Consider the following 19,357-nt stretch of genomic DNA (forward strand, 5'->3'; position numbering starts at 1 on the left):
CCCTCATGGCTGGTGCAATGCTTGATGTCAACATCGACCTAGACCTGGTGAGCAAGGCCCTAGAAGAACTGGCCGAACGCATCGGCGACTTGACGACGCCCTTCAACGACATAGCCGAGTACCTTCACCAGTCGACCGATGATCGCTTTCGGCAGAAGGTAGCGCCGGATGGTTCGCCCTGGGCGCCGCTGTCGGCTGTCACCCTGGCCAGGAAGAAAGGCCCTGGTATCCTGCGCGAGAAAGGGACGCTCCAGGACACGATGCGTCATCAGGCCAGCAGCACCGAGCTAGCTTTTGGTACAGATCGTCCCTATGGCGCAGTGCATCAGTTCGGGCAGCGTAAAGGCGCCTCGGGCAGTACGGGTAAAGGCAGCCCCATCCCATGGGGAGACATACCGGCGCGCCCCTATCTGGGGTTGTCTGCCGAGGATGAAACGGAAGTCCTATTGATCATCCACGACTACCTAATGGAACCGGTGGCGGGCTGACTGCGCAGGATCGCCTAGGCGGCGCGTATTGGGATTGGCGGTACACACGTTGCCAGACTATCGCTTTAACAGCGTTAGACATGCGTTAGATTCGGCCAGAGCGCTATTTACTCCGCGTTCGCGAGACCCGCCCACCGCCATTCTTCAAATATGGAGCGGGTTCCGGGTTGCCCCTCGCCCGCAACACCTCGCCAAAACCTTAAGTCGTCCTGAAATTACTATCTTTTGCTTGCCGCCTGACACTGGCGGCATGAAAACCCAACTCGCTCTCAATTCAGAAATCTACAGCTCAGTCGAGCTTTCCGAAGGGAAGGCGCCCGACTGGGTTCAACTCATCCCCGCAGGTCCGACAGTCACTGGTCGCGATGGTCGCTCCTGGTTGTTCGACGACATGGCTGCTGGCTTGGTGCAGTCCAGCTTTGCCAGTCGGGCCATTGATCTCCCTATCGACTGGGAACATGCAACGCAGAAGCGGGCATCCGTGGGCAAGGAAGCTCCAGCGGGCGCCTGGATCAAGCAGTTCGAAATCCGTAACGGCGCTCTCTGGGGACAGGTCGAGTGGACGCCTCGTGGTGCCTCACAGGTGGAGGCCCGCGAGTACCGCTTTCTATCTCCCGTCTTCGATTACGAAGTCGACAGCACACGCATCGTGCGAATGGTCAGCGCCGCGTTGACCAACATCCCCAACTTTCTGATGACAGCCCTCAACCAAGAGCAACAGGAGCACAACCTCGTGAAACCTTCGCCAGAACTTTTGAAACTTCTCGGTTTGCCCGATACGGCAACTGCGGAACAAGTCTTCACCGCTACCACCGCCAAGCTTCAGGCCACCGGCCAAGCTTTGAACACCGAGCAAGCGAACCTGGAGCGATTCGTGCCACGGGCTGATTACAACGCCCTGGAGCAACGCGCCGCCAACGCGGAACAGGCGCTCACCGAACATAAAAAGGCAGAGCACACCAAGGCCGTCGACGCAGTCATCACTTCGGCCACCCAGGCCGGAAAGATCACTCCGGCGACCGTGGACTATCACCGTGCTATGTGCCAGGACGAAGCCGGTCTGGCGCGCTTCAAGGTGTTTGTCGAGGCCGCGCCAGTTGTTGCGGCTGCCACCGATCTGGGCGAGCGCAAGCCCGACAACACCAGCACCGCGCTCAACTCCGAAGAGCAACAGGTCGCCAAGCTGCTGGGCATGAGCGAGGCCGAGTTCATCAAGGGCAAGGCGTAACTCCCTCCCTATATAAAGGAAGCGATTCATGATCATTACTCCAGGCGCCTTGACTGCGTTGTTCACCGCATTCAGAGCCGAATTCCAGAACGCCCAGGCCGCAACGCCTACCGATTGGCAGCGTGTGGCAACGGTGGTTCCATCGTCGTCGACCAGTAATACCTATGGCTGGTTGGGGCAGTTCCCGACCTTTCGCGAGTGGATCGGCGACCGTGTCCTCAAGAACATGGCAGCCCATAGCTATTCGATCACCAACAAAAAGTTTGAATCCTCTGTCGCGGTTCCTCGCGACGCTATCGAAGATGACGAAGTCGGTGTTTACAAACCACTGTTTGCTGAAATGGGCCGGGCCTCATCGGCGCATCCTGACGAGTTGGTGTTCGCCCTGTTGAAAGCGGGCCTCACCACCACTTGCTACGACGGCCAGTATTTCTTCGACATCGATCACCCGGTGTTCCCTTCGACCGATGGCACCGGCACTGCGGTGTCCGTGAGCAACTACCAGGACGGTGAAGGTCCTGCATGGTATCTGCTCGATGTCAGTCGAGCGATCAAACCCATCATCTTTCAGAACCGCCGCAACTACGCACTGAAAGCCATGACCGACATGAACGACGAAACCGTCTTCATGCGCGACGAATATCGCTACGGCGTTGATGCTCGCGTGAACGTCGGCTTCGGCTTCTGGCAGTTCGCCTACTGTTCGAAAGCGCCGCTTACACCGGACAACTACGCGCTGGCCCGTGCTGCCATGAAGAACTTCAAGGCAGATGGCGGTCGCCCGCTCGGTGTTAATCCTGGCCTGCTGGTTGTGCCATCTCAACTGGAAGGCGCGGCCCGGAAAATCGTCGTCAAAGACGCGAACGCCGGTAATGAATGGGCAGGCACGGCCGAAGTTCTCGCGCCGAGCTGGCTCGGATAAGGGGGGCGTTATGGCTATCGTCATCACTGCAAAGCGCGACGGCTTCCGCCGTTGCGGCATTGCACACTCCCGCAAGCCGACCTCCTACCCGGACGACTTCTTCACGGAAGAACAGTGGCGGGCTCTGTTGAAAGAGCCGCAGTTGATCCTCGCCTATGTGGAGGATGAATTCGACCAGGTGAAGGACGGACACAATGAAATTCTCCAGGAAGTCGATGTATCGAAAGCGTCCGGCGCCGCACAAAACGCCCAGTCGCAGACGCTCGAAGCAATCGCTACGGCTCTGGGTAATGGAGTGGCTCTGCCCATTACCCCGGTCACTGGCAGCGGAGAGCCTGGACCTGACGGTTCGGGATCTGGGCCAAACCCACCTGTGATTGAACCGTCCCATGACCAATCGAGCGGGTTCGGCATCGACTTCGATGCTCTCTGGGAGGACGCACTCCAGGAAGATCAGGCGCGTGAAGCGGCCAAGGCGGAAGCGTTGAAGCCTCCCACGAAACCCAGAAAGACCAAGTCCGAAAAGACCGAGGACGAAGGCAAATGAATCTCTCGCTGCCATCCGCCACCCAGCTCCTTGTGCGCTTCGGTGCCCGCGACATTACAGAAGTCGCGGTCCCAGACCATGAGCGCGTAATCGACTCGGAACTGCTGGCGGCGGCTGCAAGTGGTCAGCCCTTGGACGGTTGGCCTGAAGAAGATGTGGCTATCGCCGTGGCAGCGCTGGCCAGGATCGCCGACGCCGTCACTCGGGCGCGCAGTGAGGTTTCGTTTTACCTGCGGTTCCGCCCGGCCGGAGAAGACGCCCCCGAGTGGGTGGCCGATGATCTGGCCGAGATTGCTCGTTATCACCTGTACGACGATGCGGGCAAGGAAGAGTCGACCGTGCGCGTGCTTTACAAGGACGTCATCAAGCGCCTGGAAACCCTGGCCAGGGAGGACAAGGAGCGTGGTGCCTCGGACGGTGGACAGTCCGGTTTCCAGATATCCCAGCAGCCCCGGCTCATGAGCCGCAACACCTTGAGGAACTTGTGATGCTGGGCGAACTGGAGGACTTGATCGAGGCGCGGCTCAAGGAGCTGAACAGCAAGCTGCCGAGCCTGGTGGTGGGCAGCTACGGCGGCGAATTGAGCGATCCTAATCTGTTGTCCGGTTTGCTCAAGCGTTGCCCAGCCATCTTGCTGACGGTGCCCAAGGTGACATTCACCCGTAAAACCAACACCCGCTATTCGGTGCCGATCACCTTCCGCTTGATCATTGCTACCCGTCACCCTCGGGGCGAAAGGGAAACCCGGCGCGGCACGACAGATAAGGACATCGGCAGTTATGCGCTGTGGGAAGCCTGCATGCACCAACTGGTTGACTGGCAGCCTTGGACAGATCGCGCTGCCATCAAACCGACCGAACTTTCAAACCTGGTCAACGGCAAGTTTGAAAGCGCTCACCTTTCCGTCCTGGGGCAGTCGTTCGTTATCGAGCTGGACTGGGAGAAACCGAAAGAGGCGCTGCCGGAATTTTTGGGTATTGACTTGAACTACCACTCCCCGTCGGAAAACCCCAACCCGGTGGCCACCGACTTAATCGAATTGAGGGACGTGTAATGCACGTTATCGCCGCACCTGGTCAACAGGTGCCAATGGAAGGAGATCCATATCAGTACATCGGCGACAAGCTCGACGAGGCTGTCGATGTACCGGATACCTCCTATTACCGCCGTCGCTTGGCGGCGGGTGAACTGCTGGCTGCGAAGAAACCGCGCAGTGCCAAACAACCCGCACAGGAAGCCGCTGAATGAGCATTTCCTTTGACACCATCCCCGCATCGATTCGCAAACCCGGTGTGTACATGGAGTTCAACACCAGCCTGGCGGTACGGACACTGCCGACCAACAAGCAAAGCGCCTGCCTGATCGTTCCCCTGGGCGCCGGAGCGACAGTCGGGGCCAACGTGCCGACACCGATCTATAGCGCGGCCGAGGCCAAAGCTCTGTTCGGTGGAACGGTTGCCGAGGAAATGGCCGAGGCGTTTATCACGGCTTATCGTTATGCCAGCCTTTCGGCCGTGGGTGTGGCTGCCGTCGAGGGCGAGGGTGAACCTGACATCAAGGCTGCCCTGGATGCAACTGCCCTGGGCGGCTTCACTATCTTGGTGCCTGCCTGGTACAGCCAGACCGCGCTTACTGCACTGCGTACCCACATCCAGCTCTATACCAACTCAATGGAACAGCAAGGCATCATCGGCGTTGCGGCGCTGACCAGCACCTTGTCTGCGGCCACTACCTTGGCCACTTCGTTGAACTCTGGCGCTATCAGCCTGGCCGTGCTGCCTGGTACGCCATCGACTGCGCGCCAGGTTGCCGCTGCCTACGCCGCGATGATCGCATCGGAAGAAGACCCAGCCCGGCCACTGAACACCCTCGTACTGACAGGCATCAAGGTGCCGCCAGTCACTCAGCGCCTTGGCCGTACCGAGCAGGAAACCGCCCTGGCCAACGGCGTCACACCGCTGGAGGTTGCGGCCGGTGATGTGATTCAGATTGTCCGCGCCGTGACCACCTACACCAAGTCTGCGGCCGGTGCCACGGATGTGTCGCTGTTGGACCTGACCACCATCCGCACCCTGTATTACGTGCGTATGGCCTGCCGTGACCGTATCCGCTTGCGCTTCCCGCGCGCCAAGCTCTCCAAGAAAACCCCAGAGGCTGTGCGGGGTGAGCTGCTGGACGTACTGCTCAAGCTGGAAGAGCTGGAGATCGTCGAAGAAGTCGAAGCCAACGCGGCCAGCCTGGTGGTCGAGCGTTCGCTCCAGGGCGTAAACCGCCTCAACGCCGCCATTCCCACTGACGTAGTCAACGGCCTGCATGTGTTCGCCGGTCGTATCGACCTGCTCCTTTAATAAGAGGTGACTTTATATGGCTGATAACTATGTGGGACTGATCGTCCTGGAGATCAACGGCACCGACTATGAGGTCTCCAGCGTCGAGCCAAGCCTCAAGACCGGGCGCACAGTTGTAAAGACCATGAACCGCACGGGGCGAGCGACCGGCACGGCCAAGGGTATTGAAGAGCACGAACTGAAAATTTCCGTGCCTATCCCGAAAACCGGCGAGCCGGACTGGCGCGCCTTGCTGGACGCCAAACTGACCATCTATCCCCAAGATGGCGGCAGTAAGCGCCAGACCTGGACCGGCTGCTCGCTGATGGAGATGGGCAGCAAGTACCAGCTTGAAGGCGAAGCCACCCGCGACCTGACCATCGCCGCACTGAACTACTACACGGAGTAACGCAATGACTGAGCAAACGAACAAGCAGTGGGACGGCCTGACCATTACCGGCGAGCTGCGTATCGGCGTTTATTATGCTGGCCTGCGGCACAAGCGCTTCACCCTGCGCGTCGGCATGGCGGGCGATCTGGTAGCAGCGCAAGAGCTGCACCCTGACGGTCCCTTTCAGTTGACCACCCTCGAAGTGTATCGCCGCCAGTTGCTGTCCTTGGGTGACATCCCGACCGAAGCACTGACCGTCGAACTGCTGCGCGAGCAACTCGCCGAAACCGACTTGGCCATCATCGCCAACGCAGATGCTGATCTGGAAAAAAAGCTCGCGCCGCCGAGCGCGGCAACGCCGACTGGCGCCGAATCGAGCACGCCCTTATCCGACACGGCTACCGGCTCGACGAACTCCGCCGCATGACCAGGGCGGAGATCGACACCCGTATCGATCTGATCATCGGCAAGGTCAAGAAAACACGCTACGTCAGCAAGCGCCAGCGCAAGCCACTGCCGAAACCACGATAAGACCAGGCTCGATTTCGGGCCTTTCTTGTCCCTGTAAGACCCTTTCGGGAGCATCCAATGAGTTCTGATCTGCGCGTAGCGCTTCGTTTCCAGGCCCACGCAGGCAACAGCCGACGCGAGATCGAGCAGATCAATCGCGACCTTCGCAAGGCAGGTAAGGAAGGCGCCAAGTCCCTGGCGGATGAAAGCTGGAAAGCCTCCACTGCAATAACCAATGTCGGCCGTGTGGGAGCCAACAGCTATAAAACCATCCGTAGTGCCATGCGTGAAACTGCGGGGGCTGGTTCCGGCACGCGTATCGAGGTCAGCAAGACTTCGGCTGAACTCAAGCAGATGGCTGCGGCCGCCCGTAAGGCTGCTCGTGATGCCAAGACCGAACTGGTGAGCGCAGACCGCCAGGGCGTGCAGCCGCTGCGCCAAAGCGTTGACCGGACAGAAACATCCTTCAGGCGCCTGGCGCAAAACGGTGGACGTAGTCTTCGCGCCTTGAAGACGATTGCTGCGGGTGCCCGTCAGGAGTTTGATCGCCTGAAGGGTTTGGGGGGCAGTATGCAGGGACAGCTTGCTGGGCTGGGCGTTGGACTTGGGGTTGTGTCAGGTGTGACATCAAGTGCAAAACTGGACCGTCAGCTTATACGTACTCAACAGACTGCGGGAATGTCAGCTGAAGAGCGTGAAGAGTGGCGTGGGGAACAATGGCGATTGGCAAAAACCTACGGTATTGAGCGTGAGCAAGTTCAAACGGGCTTTGATACCTTAATCGCAAGTGGCTTGTCCTACGATAAAGCGAAGGCAAGTTCTGAGGCCATCGCTCAAGCTACCGCAGTTACCGGGGCTGACTCCGGGGTCTTGGCTAAAGCACTTATTACTGGGTCAAGTGCTTTTGATATCGATCTCTCCAAACCCAACGCCGCTGTAGATATCTTACAAAAGATGATTGTAGCTGGCCGTCTGGGGAACGCTGAACTTGAGAACCTCTCAAGTATTTTTCCTAAGGTGGGGCAAGACGCCAAGTCTGCGGGCATGTCTATGGCTCAGTCTCTTTCGTTTGTTGAGACGTTATCTCTTATTGAGCTTGAACCTGATCGTTTGGGTACGTTGGCACAGTCAACCTTGCGTGCATTCAATAACGGCACTTACCGTGAGAGCGTTACAAAGAATACTGGAGTCGAGTTCTTCAACAAGGATAAGTCTGTAAGGAATACTCAAGATGTATTTCTTGATCTCCAGCATAAGTATAAGTCGCTTAAGAACGATAAAGATCGCGCTCGTTTCATGAGTGTAGTGTTTGGCAAGATGGACCAGGACACGCAAAAAGGAGTTAAAGCATTCTTGACTGGGGATCGGCTGGAGAATTTTGCAAAAAGCACTGGTGACATCAATAACGCCAAGGGCGTTATTGAAAAGGACTTGGCCGACAACATGAACAGTTCGACTGCTGTTGGTTCTCGAATGAAGGCCACCTTAGGTGAGGCCGTAGATCGCATGGCGAAACCTTTAAACAAGAGTTTCGCTGACATGGGTAGTTACCTGCTCGATGACCTGAACTTGTCCGGTGAACAGATGTTGCTCGGTGGCGCCGCCCTGGGTGTCGGTGGTTACTACGCCGGACGTGGTGCCAAAGCTGGGGCCGGTGCGCTGTTCAACAAGCTAACGGGCGGGCCTGAAACCCTCAAAAACATTGCGGTCGGTAAAGTCCTGGAGGAAGCGACAGGCGTTACTTCTGTCTTTGTCACCAACTGGCCAGGCGGCATGCTTGGCGGCGTGCCAGATCTGCCTGGCGCGCCATCTTCCGGTAAGGGCAAGCCAGGCGGTTTTGTCGCGCCATGGTTGGCACCTGTGGCCTTGGGCGCAAGTGCAACGCAGATTGGCGGGGCAAGTGCGACAGCCACAGACGAAGGCCGCCTGGATGCCGCCCAGCGCAGCAAGCTGCTCAACGATGACCAGCGCACCTACCAAACTGCCTTTTACCGCAATCGTATAGACCTGGCCGGACAGAACCCCGGCCAATCATCCGACTGGCTGTCCTCTCAGGCCCAGCGCCTGGCACATCAGCAAACCGGCCTGACGGCATCGGGGTTGCCGGTCGAGGGTGCCAATCAGTGGGCCGCTGGAGTCGCGAATCGCGCCGTAACCGCCGGGGTTGAAACGCCTGCTGCCGAGGCCCGCCTCCGACGCCTTCTGGATCAACCCCTGGTCATCGAACTGCGCACAGACTCAAACATGATCCAGGCCGAGGTCGAGCGCAGAGCTGACATTCAGATGAGGCGCGGCGGATGAGCTGGTCAGAAACCTTGCTGGATGCCTCCTTTCGAGGTGTTCCGCTCCTGGTCGTTGACGAAACCTTGCAATGGCAGCGGGCGTTGTCTGAGCATGGGACACCATTTAAGGATGGTGACAGCGTGGTCGACCTGGGGCGGGGAGCACGTCGCGTCCCGATGCAGCTCATCGTTTACGGCGATAACTACGAGATTGAGCTACAGAATCTTCTGCTGGCACTGGGGCAGCGTGGACCGGGTGAACTGATCCACCCGATTTACGGCAGCATGAGTGTCGTCTCGCAAAACGTCGAGGTGAAACACGTTGCCGAAAGACCCGACGCTGCAATGGTTAGCCTGCTGTTTGTCGAAGACTCCCCTGACTTACCATTTTTTGCCCGGCAGTTTGAGTTCGTCGATATCGGTGTACTTGAACAAGAGGACCAGTATCGCTGGCAGGACGGCATCTTCGATTTGTTCGGCCGCGTCGATTCCCTGGTCGCGGAGATCCAGTCATGGATCGGTGGCGGTTGGGTCGGGCTGATCGAGAAGGCGCTCGGCCTACCAGGTATCTTCCTGCGCGTGCAGCAACTGCGGTCACAGATCCTAGGTGTTGTGTCTGGTGTTGCGTCGATGGCCAAGCATCCATCGGCGGCATTCGACCCTCTGACTGAACTGTTCCGCACGCCGACGCAGATCCGTGGTTCGATCAGTGACAGCACACCCACCACGTCGACGGCACTGCTTGCCCGAAGTGGTGTTCCGGCGACCATGCCAGGCGCTGACACCTTAACCACAGATGCTGCGCAGGCTGCCAATTCCTTCTTGATCAGTGCCCGCCAAGGTGTTGCCCCTGATGCGGACAGACTGCCCGACGGTATGCCTGACGATCCGGTCGAAGCCAGTGCGTTTGCGCTTGTTGTCCTAGTCGTCACGGAGCTTGCCGCAGCCCATTCGCTGGCGGTAGCCAGCGTGATCGAGGACGAAGCCAACATGCCGACCTTGAGCCCTCTGGAACTGGAGGGTCTGGTTAATCTGGTGCGCTCCCTGGTCCAGGGCGCAATCCTGCTCCAGCGTCGACTCTACGACGTGGAAACTTCCCGACCAGTCATCGAGGCCCTGCGCAACACCGCCGCGATGATCCAGGCCCGAGCCCGGCAGGTGATTTTGCAGAGCCCGCCTATGGTCGAGCGCGTTGTTGAAACTCCGGCCAGCCTGCGCTTGTTAGCCCATCGTTGGTACGGTGACCATGCTCGCGCTATTGAGCTGGTCCGGCTTAACCCTGACCTGAACACCCCTCACAACATCCCGGCCGGTAAGGTGCTGCGTGCTTATGCTGAATGATCCTATTCCGTCTATTCGGCTGTCTATTGGCGGTCTGTTCCACGAAACCTGGGATGGCTGGTCGGTTGAGTCCGATCTGCTAACCCCGGCCGATGCCTTCGAATTGGAGCTGCACACAAAGAACGCCACGCGCTTGCCTGACGTGATCAAAGAGGGCGCGCCCTGTTCGTTGACGTTGGACGGCGACCGTGTATTGACTGGGCAGATTGATGAGTTTGAGCACGATATCTCGCGCCAGGGTATCAACATGCGTATCAATGGCCGCGACCGTGCTGCTCCCCTGGTCGACTGCTCGGCACCTTTCGTGTCCATGCGTGAAGCGTCCCTGGCGCAGATCCTTGACCAGGTGGTAAAGCCCCTGGGCACGTACCAAGTTGAGATCCGCGCCGACCAGGCCAAGACCCGGCGGCGCATCCAGATCGAACCTGGACAGACAGCTTGGGAGGCATTGCTCCAGGTCGCTGAGGCCAACGGCTTATGGCCATGGGTCGAGCCGGACGGCCGTCTGATCATCGGCGGGCCGGACTACAACGCACCGCCCGTGGGCACGTTGATCCTGCGCGAAGAAGATGGCGTGGACAACAACGTCCAGCGCCTGAGCGTCCGCCGCTCGATAGCCAACCGCTACAGCCAGATAACCGTCCTCGGGCAGCACGGCCAGTACGACAACGATGGGCTGGATACCAAGCGCTCCCACCTGCGCTCGGTCATTCAAGACGAGACGCTGTCACGTCGTGGGATCTTCCGGCCCAAGGTCGTTATCGACAGCTCCAGCGAGAACCAGGACATGGCCACCACTCGCGCACGAAAGCTGCTGGCCGACAGTCGCCTGGAGGGTTTCGAGATCCGCGCCATCGTCAAAGGGCACCGCGCCGATAACGGCCAGGTCTGGAGCCCTGGTCAGCGTGTCATCGTCCGCAGTGAACCCCACGGGCTGGATGCCACCTACTTTCTGATGTCTCGCACCCTGCGTCTGTCTCGTGGTGAGGGGGCTATCACCGAGCTGCGCTTGCGTGAAGACAAAATGTGGGTGCTTGACGGGAACAAGCTGAAGAAGCGCAAGGGCAAGTCTGGTTCGGACGCTGCCTTTATCGAAATGATCAAGGCTCTCTGATGAGCAGCCTACCGCGCCTGGTGCGCGAGCAAGTCGCCCGAGTCATGAGCAACGTTCGTCAGGCCTTCCGTGCAGTTGCAGCCAGGAACACCCACGGAACCTTGATCGGTGTCGAAATGGAGGGCCTGTCGGGCGAGTCGGTTTCAGGCGAGCTGTTCCAGCACTACGGATTCAGCTCGGCGCCGCTCCCAGGTGCCGAGTACCTGGTTGTTCCCGTGGGTGGCAATAGCAAGCACGCCGTGGTCGTGGCCAGTGAAGACGGGCGTTATCGCCTCACACTCCAAGACGGCGAAGTATCGCTGTATACCGATGAGGGCGATTACATCCACATGAAGCGCGGCCGGTTGATTGAGGTCGTAACTGATGACCTGGTGTTCAAGGTCAAGAATAAGGTGCGCTTTGATACGCCCATGGTTGAGATGACCGGCGACCAGCATGTCGACGGTAGCATCAAGGCTGATGCTGAGATCGCCGACCATACGCGGACCATGCAGGGGGATCGCGACCTCTACAACGCGCACGGCCACTCTGGAGGCCCGCCTCCCAAGCCGCCTCAATAACTCGTAGGTAGAGAACCTTAAGCGGTCCTTAAATCGCAACCTCACGCGCCTGCGCGACAGTATGCCGACCTATGGACGCAGGCATAAACCCAACCACTGGCGACTTGACGGGCCAGCGTATCAATACGCTGGCGAACGCCGTTTACATTCGCCTCATGACACCCCTCGGCACCTGGTGGAAAGACACCGCCGTCGGCTCACGCCTGCATGAACTTCGCCGCGAAAAAGATCTGCCCCGCGTGGGCATCCTGGCCAAGCAATACGCCGAGCAAGCCCTCAAGCCACTGCTCGATGATGGCCGCGCAAAGAAGATCACCATCACCGCCGAGCAGCCACACAACGGCTGGCTCGACCTGCACATCGACATCATCGACGCCACCGGCAATCCGCAAGTGTTTCGCCAACCTGTACGAGTGATCTGATATGGCCTTTTCTGCGCCTGCCCTGGAAAGCATTCTCGCCGCGATCTTGCGCGACATTCGCAACGTTCAGCCCGAGGCTGATATCGGCACCGACAGTGACAACTATGTGCGCTCTGCTGCCGTTGCTGCGGCTATCGAGGGCCTGTATCAGAAGCTCGCCTGGGTGTATCGCCAGATCTTCCCTGACACCGCAGACGAAGAGGAACTGGTGCATGCGGCTGCCATTCGGGGAGTGCTGCGCAAGGGTGCGGTAGCTGCTACAGGGACCGTCGCACTGAAAGGTGCTGTAGGTGTCGAGTTGTTGCCAGGGGCCACCCTCACTCATGTTGTGACCGGCGAGAAGTTCGACGCATTAGCTAGCGCGAAAATTGGCACCGATGGCACTGCAACCGTTCTTGTCCTGGCGCAGACTGTCGGCGCCCAACTCAACAGGCTGACTGGTGGCCTTGCGCTCACAAGCCCGCCATTGGGCATGGACGCAGCTGCCAGCTTCGTTGGTGAGACTGCCGGTGGCGACGACCAGGAAAAGACCGAGTCCTTGCTTGCCCGGCTCCTTGACTGCGGATTTCGGAGCACCGTGACCGGCCGTTTCGGTTGATCGTGACCGGTCATTTCGCTAACGCGTGACCGCTCATTTCGGTAGCAACGTGACCGATTTTCCGCCTGTTCCGAAACAGGTGGTCACGGCTTACCGAAATCGCCGGTCACGACTTAGCGAAAGCCTTCCCCTTCGTTGCGCATGACCTGATGCGCCGCCATCCTCGACCGATTTCGGGAGAGGAAGATGGCGGCGCCGCGAGTAGCCATGCGAAACATCAAAGAATGTCTGCGCCTCAAGTTTGAGGCCGGCTTGTCCCACGAGAAGATTGCCCGTGCCTTGCAGCTGTCCAAGGGCGTGGTTAGCAAGTACATCGCGGCGGCGCGGGTGGCCGGGCTGGACTGGCCGGCGCTGGTGGCCATGGACGAGGCCGCGCTGGCGGCCGCCTTGTTTGCACCGACGTCGACGAACAAGCCGCGCGGTGAGCGAGTGCTGCCCGATGTGCTGAGCATCCACCGCGAGTTGCGACGCAAGGGCGTGACCTTGCAGCTGCTGTGGGAGGAATATCTCGCCGCGCATGCGGGCCAGCCGACCTACCGCTACACCCAGTTCGTCGAGCACTACCGGCGCTACGCCCAGACGCTCAAACGTTCGATGCGTCAGCTGCACCGTGCGGGCGAGAAGCTATTCATCGACTATGCCGGGCCGACGCTGCCGGTGGTCGACCCGGCCACCGGCGAAGTGCGCCGGGCGCACATCTTCGTCGCCGCCCTGGGCGCCTCGAATTACACCTATGCCTGCGCGACGCCAGGCGAAACCCAGGTGGACTGGCTGACCTCGCTGGGCCAGGCTCTGACCTACTTTGGCGGCGTGCCGGAAATGGTTGTGCCGGACAATCCGCGCGCCCTGGTCGCCCAGCCGGATCGCTACGAGCCGGGCCTGAACCGGGCCACGCTGGAGTGCGCGCGTCATTACCAGACGGTGATCCTGCCGGCACGGCCACGCAAGCCTCAGGACAAGGCCAAGGCCGAGGTGGCGGTGCAGGTGGTCGAGCGCTGGATCATGGCGCGGCTGCGCCATCGGCAGTTCTTCAGCCTGCATGCGCTTAACCAGGCCATCGCCGAGCTGCTGGAGGATCTGAATCGGCGCCCGTTCAAGCGGCTCGATGGCTGCCGGCGCGACTGGTTCGAGCGCCTGGATCGCCCGGCCTTGCGAGCGCTGCCGGTGCATCCCTACGAGGTCGCCACCTTCAAGCGCTGCAAGGTCAGCATCGACTACCACATCGAGGTCAATGGCAGCTTCTACAGCGTGCCCTCCGCCCTGGCCCGGCAGAACGTGGACGTGCGACTGACGGCACACACCCTGGAAGTGCTGCATGGCAACCGGCGGGTGGCCAGCCACCTGCTGCTGGGGCGACGCGGCGCTTACAGTACCCAGCGCGAGCACATGCCCGCGGCGCACCAGGCGCATCGCGAATGGACGCCACAACGCCTGCTCGACTGGGGCGCGCGGATCGGCCCCTACACGCGCCAACTGATCGATCACCAACTGACCCACAAGCCGCACCCGGAGATGGGCTACCGCGCCTGCCTCGGCCTGCTCTCGCTGGCCCGGCGCTATGGCAATGCACGCCTGGAAGCCGCTGCCGAACGTGCCGTACACCTGCGCGCCTTCACCGGGCGCAGCGTGCGCAACCTGCTCCAGCAAGGCCTGGATCAACAGCCGCTGCCCCAGCGTGCCGCCGAAACGACCTTACCCGGCGACCACGAGAACGTCCGTGGCGCCGACTACTACCAACCCCCGCAACAGGAGCTGTTCGATGATGCCGCAACACACCCTGAATCAACTGCACCAGCTACGCCTGGACGGCATGGCCCGCGCCCTGGAAGAGCAATGGACGCTGCCGGCCAGCCACAGCCTGAGCTTCGATGAACGCCTCGGCCTACTGCTCGACCGCGAACTGGCCTGGCGTGACAACCAGCGCCTGGTACGGCTGCGCAAGAAGGCCAAGCTCAAGTACGCCAACGCCTGCCTGGAAGATCTCGACCGCCGCACCGGACGCGCCCTGGACGAGCGTCTGATCGCCACCCTGGCCAGTGGCGACTGGATCCGCCAGCAGCACAACCTGCTGCTGACCGGCCCGACCGGTGCCGGCAAAACCTGGCTGGCCTGCGCCCTGGGCAACCAGGCCTGCCGCCAGGGCTATAGCACCCTGTACCTGCGCACCCCGCGCCTGCTGGAACAACTGCGCATCGCTCATGGCGACGGCAGCTTCGGCCGTACCCTGCAACAGCTGGCAAAGGTCGACGTCCTGGTGCTGGACGACTGGGCGCTAGCCCCGCTGGAGGAAGGAGCCCGGCATGACCTGCTGGAGGTGATCGACGACCGCGCTGGCAGCCGCTCCACCATCCTGACGAGCCAACTGCCCATCGAGCACTGGCACGGCTGGATCAACGACCCGACCCTGGCCGATGCCATCCTCGACCGCCTGGTGCACAACGCCTACCGACTGACGATGAAAGGCGAGTCGCTGCGCCGAAAAAAAGCCGAGGAACAAGCCGCATCGTGACCGATGCGATTACAATCCAGAACCCGCGCAACCGGGGTGGAAGCACCGGTCACGTATTAGCGAAACGCTCGGTCACGTTCACCGAAATCCGCACCTTGACCTCATACAGTCGCCGCCAGCAGGTGGCACGGCTTATGACTTCAAGCGCTGGGCTAGAAGCGTGGACGGTGTGGCAGATGCATTGGTGCTGCCTATGCGTCGTGGCGCGGGCACTGTCGATGTAGTGATCACCGCCAGCACCGGCACCCCTTCGGCAGAAGTCATAGCGAACTGCAAAGAGTTCATCCTGGGCGAATGCTCGGTCATTGCCGATGTGTGGGTTTATGCCCCGGTGGTCCGCACAGTCGATTCCAGCGCTCTTGTAGAGCTGGCGGACGGTTACAAGCTTGCTGACGTGCAAGCGGCTGCGCAGGTCGCCTACAACACCTTGCTCGGGGCGCTTAAGCCTCGCGAGATGCTCAAGCGTTCACAGATTGAGGCCATGCTTAACAATCTGGCCGGGGTTACTGACCGCTCCGTTACGGCCCCGGCCGGAAACGTCAAAGCCTCTGATGACGCTGGCCTGATCGGCTGGATTCGCCCTGGAGCCATCGCGCTGGGGCTGATGGAATGACCAGCCTCGCCGACCAGCTCCGGTTACTACTCCCGCCAGTCTCCTATGACGGCTCGGCGCCTCGTCTGTCCGCCGCCATTGAGGCCGAGGCCAATGCGCTGACACTTTCTGACGCCCAGGCTGAGGCGACTTACAGCGCCATTTTTGCCGACTCTGGAATGGGGCTTACCGACTGGGAGCGCGTTCTTGCGTTGCCTGATCCTTGCCTTGTCGGTGTGCCGCAATCGGTTCGCCAGCGTGTGCAGGCGGTTGTCAGCAAGTTGCAAGGTCGGGGCGGTCAGAGTCGCGGTTTCTTTATCGCTTTGGCCAAGGGCTTGGGCTACGGCATAACCATCGACACCTTTCGCCCAGCTCGCGCAGGCATAGCGCGAGCTGGCGACCCAATCAACGGCGGCGCCTGGGCGTTCACATGGCGCGTCAATGCGCCAGCGGTCACGGTCAGTCGAGCCGTTGCGGGAATCACCGGAGCTGGCGACCCGCTGGCGTCCTGGGGGAACAAGTCCCTTGAGTGCAGGCTCAGTCAAATGAAGCCCGCCGAATCCATTCTGCTGTTCGGTTACGGAGACAACTAATGCAAAAGATCGGTGCAAGTACCGCTTCGGCAAACGCCCTTGGTGAGTTCACCGAGGGCAATCCTGGCGCGGGTGTAGCCGCTACGCTGCTCAAAGCCGCTTGGCTGAATGCAGTGCAGCGGGAACTGGTTCACCTAGTAGAGGGTGCAGGCCTGACCCTGGACGCTGCTGATGACTCTCAGATTCTAAAGGCCATCCAAGCGATTCAGGTCAATGCAAGTACGTGGCTAAAGCTCAGTGGCAAGCCGACTACCATTGCAGGGTTCGGCATTACTGATGCTTTCACCAAACTAGAGACTACCTCTGCTATTCAACAGAAGATCGCAGATCTCGTCGCATCCTCTCCCGCAGCGCTCGACACTCTTAAAGAACTAGCTGATGCCCTGGGGAACGATCCAAATTTCGCCACCACTATGACCAACGCCTTGGCGGGGAAGGCCAGTAAGGCAACCACACTTTCTGGATATGGCATCACTGATGCTTATGCCAAATCTGGAACGTACTCTAAGTCAGAACTTGATGCGGCCTTGGTCCCTTTGGGTCAAGCGTCGGAGGTCAACCGGGGCACAGCGAAAGTCGCGAATCTTGCGCAGATGCTTGCGGATACTGATGACTCAGTGATCGTCACACCTAAGAAACTGCGATGGGGCTTCTCGATTAGCCTTGCGGCCAATGGATACATCGTTTTCCCATCATGGATGGGCGGGCTCGTTGTCCAGTGGGGGTCGGGAACCTCATCTGGAGCCACTGCCGAAAACCTATCTGTTGCTATGCCATTGGCCTGGCCGACAGGGTCTTTTGCAGAGAATGCAACCATTGTTGGCACTGACGCAGGAACCCACACAGTGCTTCGAGGGGCAATGACCTCAAACACGATGAAGCTCACAACGCTGCGAAACGGTGCATATGCGAGTGGAATTACAGTTCGCTGGATAGCCATCGGCTTTTAAAGGGGGCACTCATGAAACGTTTTTACAGTCAAACAACTCAGACCTCTTATCTGCAAGGGTTGCATGCTGTTTTGCCTGATGACGCAGTCGAGATTCCCGATGCGCTTTACTTGGCAGTCATAGGCAACCCACCCTCCGGCAAGATTCGCGTTCACGATGAGCATGGGCTGCCGCATTTAGTGGATGCACCAATGGTGGTCCCGGACCTGATGGGCCAGGAGCGCGAGTGGCGTGACGCTGAATTGTCGGCGGTCGTGTGGCTGCGTGAGCGGCACCGCGATCAGCTGGAAATCGAAGCCCCTACAACGCTTAAAGAAGAACAGTTCAAGGAGCTGCTTGTGTATATGCAGGCCCTGCGGGAGTGGCCGCAATCTCCTGACTTCCCCGTCCCCTCATTTCGGCCTCGCCCCCCAGCTTGGATGGTTGATTTGGTCGAGTAGTGCGGGCAGTGACGGTGTCAAATATGGCGCTAGACGATTGGTACTCATCGAGATTTATCGGTGCCAATTGTGGCGCCAAGCGGTGCCAAATCCGACGCTCGCTTACAGTATGAAGAAAAAGGCCAGCGTCACTTGGAAAGTCACAATGGCAGAAACAACAAAGCCGCTCGAAAGCGGCTAAGTCGTTGAAAAATATGGTCGGGACGGAGTGATTCGAACACTCGACCCCTAGCACCCCATGCACGCAGTGCCCTCTGCGGGCCACGGAAAAAGCCTTGTAACCTCTGCGCTCGCTGCAATCGAATGCTCAGGAAAGTCTGCAAGTGCGTGAGAAAGTCACGCAAAAGTCACGCACGCCATACATCCCTCCCCCGGCGTCCTGCCGAACGAACACCAATCCCCTATTTGCCAAGGCCATCATAGGCCTGCTCACACGTCACTCCCCTGCTCCGGCTTTGATCAGCATCTGCTGCCAGCTGGCCCGCTCGTTCGTCAGCGCGCTTGAACAGGTCGGCAAGCACCATTGCTGCGCGGGCTGCTGCCTGGCTTGCGGCGGCAGTGCAGGAATTGCTGCGGCCTTGGGCTGAGAGACGGCCGGCGAGATCGTCGACTGTGCGCTGCAAGCTCCCAGCAGCAGCGCGAGCGGTAACAGCATCAGCTGCAGCTTGATCGATTTTTCGTTGCCCATCTTGCACCGCCTTGTTTATTGAGGTTTGTCGGGCCTGTTCTTTCTCGCGCTCCGCGACTTCCGCGAGGGCCCAGGCCTGTTTATCGCCGGCATCACGGGCATTCCACCGTGACTGCCATTCCTCATACTTGACCGACATTCCGTGGTGATAGGAGCCGTACAGCGCGCCGAACACCACACCAAGTAAGAGGAGCACCGCCATGGCAATCCCGCCGACCTTCAGCGCTAGAGCGTTCATGCCAGCACCTTTACAGCAGCATCACGCAGTGCCAATCGATCCGCTTGGCCGTTAAGGCCGCCATTGATTGCTCGAGTGATCTTGTCGAACTGACCAGCATCGGCCAGCTCATTCAGCCCATTTGACTGCCAGAACCAGCCTGCGACCAAGGCGGCGGTTTCCTGCTGCTCGACCAACTCAGGATGATTGACCAGATCCAGCCCAAGGGCGGCGCCGGCAGCGCGGTAGTTGTTCGCTCCGGTCAGTTGGATCAAGCCGCGCCCGCGGTACTTCCAGCCATCCCCCGGCAGCGTGTTGCCCATCCTGCCGGCGTACACGATGTTTGCGATCTTCTCGGGCTGCCTGGCCACTGCTGCCGCTGTTTGAGCAGTAAAGCGACTTGGCCACGTCGCCAATAGCCCCTGAGCGCTGTAGTTGAGGTTTTCGACCATGCGTGTCAACTGCCCCGACTCATGCCCGACTTGGGCGATGAACGCTGCCATACGGACGGGCGAGTCGATCTTGAAGCGTGACATCGCCGCATTTAGTGCAGGCACAAAAAAGCCCGCGACTTGGCGGGCTTGAGGGAGGATCTGCAGCAATTGCTGCTGAGTGATTGGCATGACTATCTCCGAAAA

General features: G+C 59.8%; 24 protein-coding genes. 22 read left to right on the forward strand and 2 right to left on the reverse strand.

Features of this window, described 5'->3' with window-relative positions; translation table 11 throughout:
- The first annotated feature begins 5 nt into the window (after positions 1-5).
- The 22 genes from BLV47_RS19410 to BLV47_RS35600 all read left to right on the forward strand — a co-directional run bounded on the left by BLV47_RS19410 (position 6) and on the right by BLV47_RS35600 (position 17,814).
- Complete coding sequence (locus BLV47_RS19410; RefSeq protein ID WP_092316264.1) at positions 6-488, forward strand: phage virion morphogenesis protein; 483 nt, start codon at positions 6-8, stop codon at positions 486-488.
- A 250-nt stretch (positions 489-738) separates the two neighbouring features.
- On the forward strand, positions 739-1,716 hold the full coding sequence (locus BLV47_RS19415; protein ID WP_092316266.1) for a phage protease: 978 nt from the start codon (positions 739-741) through the stop codon (positions 1,714-1,716).
- A gap of 28 nt (positions 1,717-1,744) precedes the next feature.
- Entirely contained in the window at positions 1,745-2,638 is an 894-nt protein-coding gene (locus BLV47_RS19420) for a Mu-like prophage major head subunit gpT family protein (protein ID WP_092316268.1), read from the forward strand.
- A 10-nt stretch (positions 2,639-2,648) separates the two neighbouring features.
- The gene (locus BLV47_RS19425; RefSeq protein WP_092316270.1) at positions 2,649-3,185 is read left to right on the forward strand and encodes an HI1506-related protein; all 537 of its coding nucleotides are present in this window, start codon (positions 2,649-2,651) and stop codon (positions 3,183-3,185) included.
- Positions 3,182-3,673: a phage protein Gp36 family protein gene (locus BLV47_RS19430; RefSeq protein WP_092316272.1), complete on the forward strand. Its 492-nt coding sequence runs from the start codon at positions 3,182-3,184 to the stop codon at positions 3,671-3,673. Before BLV47_RS19425 ends, BLV47_RS19430 begins: the two co-directional genes overlap by 4 nt.
- Positions 3,673-4,239 carry a phage protein Gp37 gene (locus BLV47_RS19435; RefSeq protein ID WP_092316274.1) on the forward strand — a complete coding sequence of 189 codons (567 nt, stop codon included), beginning with the start codon at positions 3,673-3,675 and terminating at the stop codon, positions 4,237-4,239. The genes BLV47_RS19430 and BLV47_RS19435 overlap by 1 nt, the downstream gene beginning before the upstream one ends.
- Positions 4,239-4,433 (forward strand): DUF2635 domain-containing protein, encoded by a 195-nt coding sequence (locus BLV47_RS19440; protein WP_092316276.1) that lies wholly within the window; start codon positions 4,239-4,241, stop codon positions 4,431-4,433. Before BLV47_RS19435 ends, BLV47_RS19440 begins: the two co-directional genes overlap by 1 nt.
- Complete coding sequence (locus BLV47_RS19445) at positions 4,430-5,533, forward strand: phage tail sheath subtilisin-like domain-containing protein (protein ID WP_092316278.1); 1,104 nt, start codon at positions 4,430-4,432, stop codon at positions 5,531-5,533. Before BLV47_RS19440 ends, BLV47_RS19445 begins: the two co-directional genes overlap by 4 nt.
- A gap of 16 nt (positions 5,534-5,549) precedes the next feature.
- Positions 5,550-5,921: a phage tail protein gene (locus tag BLV47_RS19450; RefSeq protein WP_092316280.1), complete on the forward strand. Its 372-nt coding sequence runs from the start codon at positions 5,550-5,552 to the stop codon at positions 5,919-5,921.
- A 4-nt stretch (positions 5,922-5,925) separates the two neighbouring features.
- A complete protein-coding gene (locus BLV47_RS19455; protein WP_092316282.1) occupies positions 5,926-6,330 on the forward strand; it encodes a hypothetical protein in 405 nt (134 codons plus the stop codon).
- Between the two features lie 161 nt (positions 6,331-6,491).
- Complete coding sequence (locus BLV47_RS19460; protein WP_092316283.1) at positions 6,492-8,714, forward strand: phage tail tape measure protein; 2,223 nt, start codon at positions 6,492-6,494, stop codon at positions 8,712-8,714.
- Complete coding sequence (locus tag BLV47_RS19465; protein ID WP_092316285.1) at positions 8,711-10,036, forward strand: DNA circularization protein; 1,326 nt, start codon at positions 8,711-8,713, stop codon at positions 10,034-10,036. The genes BLV47_RS19460 and BLV47_RS19465 overlap by 4 nt, the downstream gene beginning before the upstream one ends.
- On the forward strand, positions 10,026-11,150 hold the full coding sequence (locus BLV47_RS19470) for a phage baseplate assembly protein (RefSeq protein ID WP_092316286.1): 1,125 nt from the start codon (positions 10,026-10,028) through the stop codon (positions 11,148-11,150). The genes BLV47_RS19465 and BLV47_RS19470 overlap by 11 nt, the downstream gene beginning before the upstream one ends.
- A gap of 44 nt (positions 11,151-11,194) precedes the next feature.
- Positions 11,195-11,710 (forward strand): phage baseplate assembly protein domain-containing protein, encoded by a 516-nt coding sequence (locus BLV47_RS19475; RefSeq protein WP_244168913.1) that lies wholly within the window; start codon positions 11,195-11,197, stop codon positions 11,708-11,710.
- A 104-nt stretch (positions 11,711-11,814) separates the two neighbouring features.
- On the forward strand, positions 11,815-12,132 hold the full coding sequence (locus BLV47_RS19480) for a phage GP46 family protein (protein WP_279626596.1): 318 nt from the start codon (positions 11,815-11,817) through the stop codon (positions 12,130-12,132).
- Position 12,133: 1 nt separating this feature from the next.
- The gene (locus BLV47_RS19485; RefSeq protein ID WP_092316292.1) at positions 12,134-12,730 is read left to right on the forward strand and encodes a baseplate J/gp47 family protein; all 597 of its coding nucleotides are present in this window, start codon (positions 12,134-12,136) and stop codon (positions 12,728-12,730) included.
- 186 nt (positions 12,731-12,916) lie between these two features.
- Positions 12,917-14,602 (forward strand): IS21 family transposase, encoded by a 1,686-nt coding sequence (gene istA / locus BLV47_RS19490; protein WP_062838241.1) that lies wholly within the window; start codon positions 12,917-12,919, stop codon positions 14,600-14,602.
- Entirely contained in the window at positions 14,490-15,239 is a 750-nt protein-coding gene (gene istB, locus BLV47_RS19495) for an IS21-like element IS1474 family helper ATPase IstB (RefSeq protein ID WP_062838242.1), read from the forward strand. The genes istA and istB overlap by 113 nt, the downstream gene beginning before the upstream one ends.
- 103 nt (positions 15,240-15,342) lie before the next feature.
- Positions 15,343-15,852, forward strand: coding sequence for a baseplate J/gp47 family protein (locus BLV47_RS19500; RefSeq protein WP_279626597.1), 510 nt, complete (start codon positions 15,343-15,345; stop codon positions 15,850-15,852).
- Entirely contained in the window at positions 15,849-16,424 is a 576-nt protein-coding gene (locus tag BLV47_RS19505; protein WP_092316296.1) for a YmfQ family protein, read from the forward strand. Before BLV47_RS19500 ends, BLV47_RS19505 begins: the two co-directional genes overlap by 4 nt.
- Before the next feature lie 698 nt (positions 16,425-17,122).
- Complete coding sequence (locus tag BLV47_RS37240) at positions 17,123-17,374, forward strand: gp53-like domain-containing protein (protein ID WP_482822345.1); 252 nt, start codon at positions 17,123-17,125, stop codon at positions 17,372-17,374.
- A gap of 11 nt (positions 17,375-17,385) precedes the next feature.
- Positions 17,386-17,814: a tail fiber assembly protein gene (locus BLV47_RS35600; protein WP_143038294.1), complete on the forward strand. Its 429-nt coding sequence runs from the start codon at positions 17,386-17,388 to the stop codon at positions 17,812-17,814.
- Positions 17,815-18,215: 401 nt separating this feature from the next.
- Here the strand turns inward: BLV47_RS35600 and BLV47_RS19520 are convergent, their stop codons facing one another.
- Positions 18,216-18,704: a DUF2514 family protein gene (locus BLV47_RS19520; RefSeq protein WP_425272180.1), complete on the reverse strand. Its 489-nt coding sequence runs from the start codon at positions 18,702-18,704 to the stop codon at positions 18,216-18,218.
- A gap of 32 nt (positions 18,705-18,736) precedes the next feature.
- Positions 18,737-19,342 (reverse strand): glycoside hydrolase family 19 protein, encoded by a 606-nt coding sequence (locus BLV47_RS19525; protein ID WP_208605281.1) that lies wholly within the window; start codon positions 19,340-19,342, stop codon positions 18,737-18,739.
- Positions 19,343-19,357 lie beyond the last annotated feature (15 nt).

It is taken from the genome of Pseudomonas saponiphila (assembly GCF_900105185.1).
Taxonomy (GTDB): domain Bacteria; phylum Pseudomonadota; class Gammaproteobacteria; order Pseudomonadales; family Pseudomonadaceae; genus Aquipseudomonas; species Aquipseudomonas saponiphila.

Bases quoted from the DNA above. Each gene is read 5' to 3' on its own strand.
- BLV47_RS19425 (WP_092316270.1), top strand. From the start codon at position 2,649: ATGGCTATCGTCATCACTGCAAAGCGCGACGGCTTCCGCCGTTGCGGC.
- BLV47_RS19420 (WP_092316268.1), top strand. From the start codon at position 1,745: ATGATCATTACTCCAGGCGCCTTGACTGCGTTGTTCACCGCATTCAGA.
- BLV47_RS19450 (WP_092316280.1), top strand. From the start codon at position 5,550: ATGGCTGATAACTATGTGGGACTGATCGTCCTGGAGATCAACGGCACC.
- istB (WP_062838242.1), top strand. From the start codon at position 14,490: ATGATGCCGCAACACACCCTGAATCAACTGCACCAGCTACGCCTGGAC.
- BLV47_RS19505 (WP_092316296.1), top strand. From the start codon at position 15,849: ATGACCAGCCTCGCCGACCAGCTCCGGTTACTACTCCCGCCAGTCTCC.
- BLV47_RS19440 (WP_092316276.1), top strand. From the start codon at position 4,239: ATGCACGTTATCGCCGCACCTGGTCAACAGGTGCCAATGGAAGGAGAT.
- BLV47_RS19520 (WP_425272180.1), bottom strand. From the start codon at position 18,704: ATGGCGGTGCTCCTCTTACTTGGTGTGGTGTTCGGCGCGCTGTACGGC.
- BLV47_RS35600 (WP_143038294.1), top strand. From the start codon at position 17,386: ATGAAACGTTTTTACAGTCAAACAACTCAGACCTCTTATCTGCAAGGG.
- BLV47_RS19475 (WP_244168913.1), top strand. From the start codon at position 11,195: ATGAGCAACGTTCGTCAGGCCTTCCGTGCAGTTGCAGCCAGGAACACC.
- istA (WP_062838241.1), top strand. From the start codon at position 12,917: ATGGCGGCGCCGCGAGTAGCCATGCGAAACATCAAAGAATGTCTGCGC.
- BLV47_RS19430 (WP_092316272.1), top strand. From the start codon at position 3,182: ATGAATCTCTCGCTGCCATCCGCCACCCAGCTCCTTGTGCGCTTCGGT.
- BLV47_RS19455 (WP_092316282.1), top strand. From the start codon at position 5,926: ATGACTGAGCAAACGAACAAGCAGTGGGACGGCCTGACCATTACCGGC.
- BLV47_RS19525 (WP_208605281.1), bottom strand. From the start codon at position 19,342: ATGCCAATCACTCAGCAGCAATTGCTGCAGATCCTCCCTCAAGCCCGC.
- BLV47_RS19410 (WP_092316264.1), top strand. From the start codon at position 6: ATGGCTGGTGCAATGCTTGATGTCAACATCGACCTAGACCTGGTGAGC.
- BLV47_RS19485 (WP_092316292.1), top strand. From the start codon at position 12,134: ATGGCCTTTTCTGCGCCTGCCCTGGAAAGCATTCTCGCCGCGATCTTG.
- BLV47_RS37240 (WP_482822345.1), top strand. From the start codon at position 17,123: ATGGGCGGGCTCGTTGTCCAGTGGGGGTCGGGAACCTCATCTGGAGCC.
- BLV47_RS19415 (WP_092316266.1), top strand. From the start codon at position 739: ATGAAAACCCAACTCGCTCTCAATTCAGAAATCTACAGCTCAGTCGAG.
- BLV47_RS19460 (WP_092316283.1), top strand. From the start codon at position 6,492: ATGAGTTCTGATCTGCGCGTAGCGCTTCGTTTCCAGGCCCACGCAGGC.
- BLV47_RS19435 (WP_092316274.1), top strand. From the start codon at position 3,673: ATGCTGGGCGAACTGGAGGACTTGATCGAGGCGCGGCTCAAGGAGCTG.
- BLV47_RS19445 (WP_092316278.1), top strand. From the start codon at position 4,430: ATGAGCATTTCCTTTGACACCATCCCCGCATCGATTCGCAAACCCGGT.
- BLV47_RS19465 (WP_092316285.1), top strand. From the start codon at position 8,711: ATGAGCTGGTCAGAAACCTTGCTGGATGCCTCCTTTCGAGGTGTTCCG.
- BLV47_RS19470 (WP_092316286.1), top strand. From the start codon at position 10,026: ATGCTGAATGATCCTATTCCGTCTATTCGGCTGTCTATTGGCGGTCTG.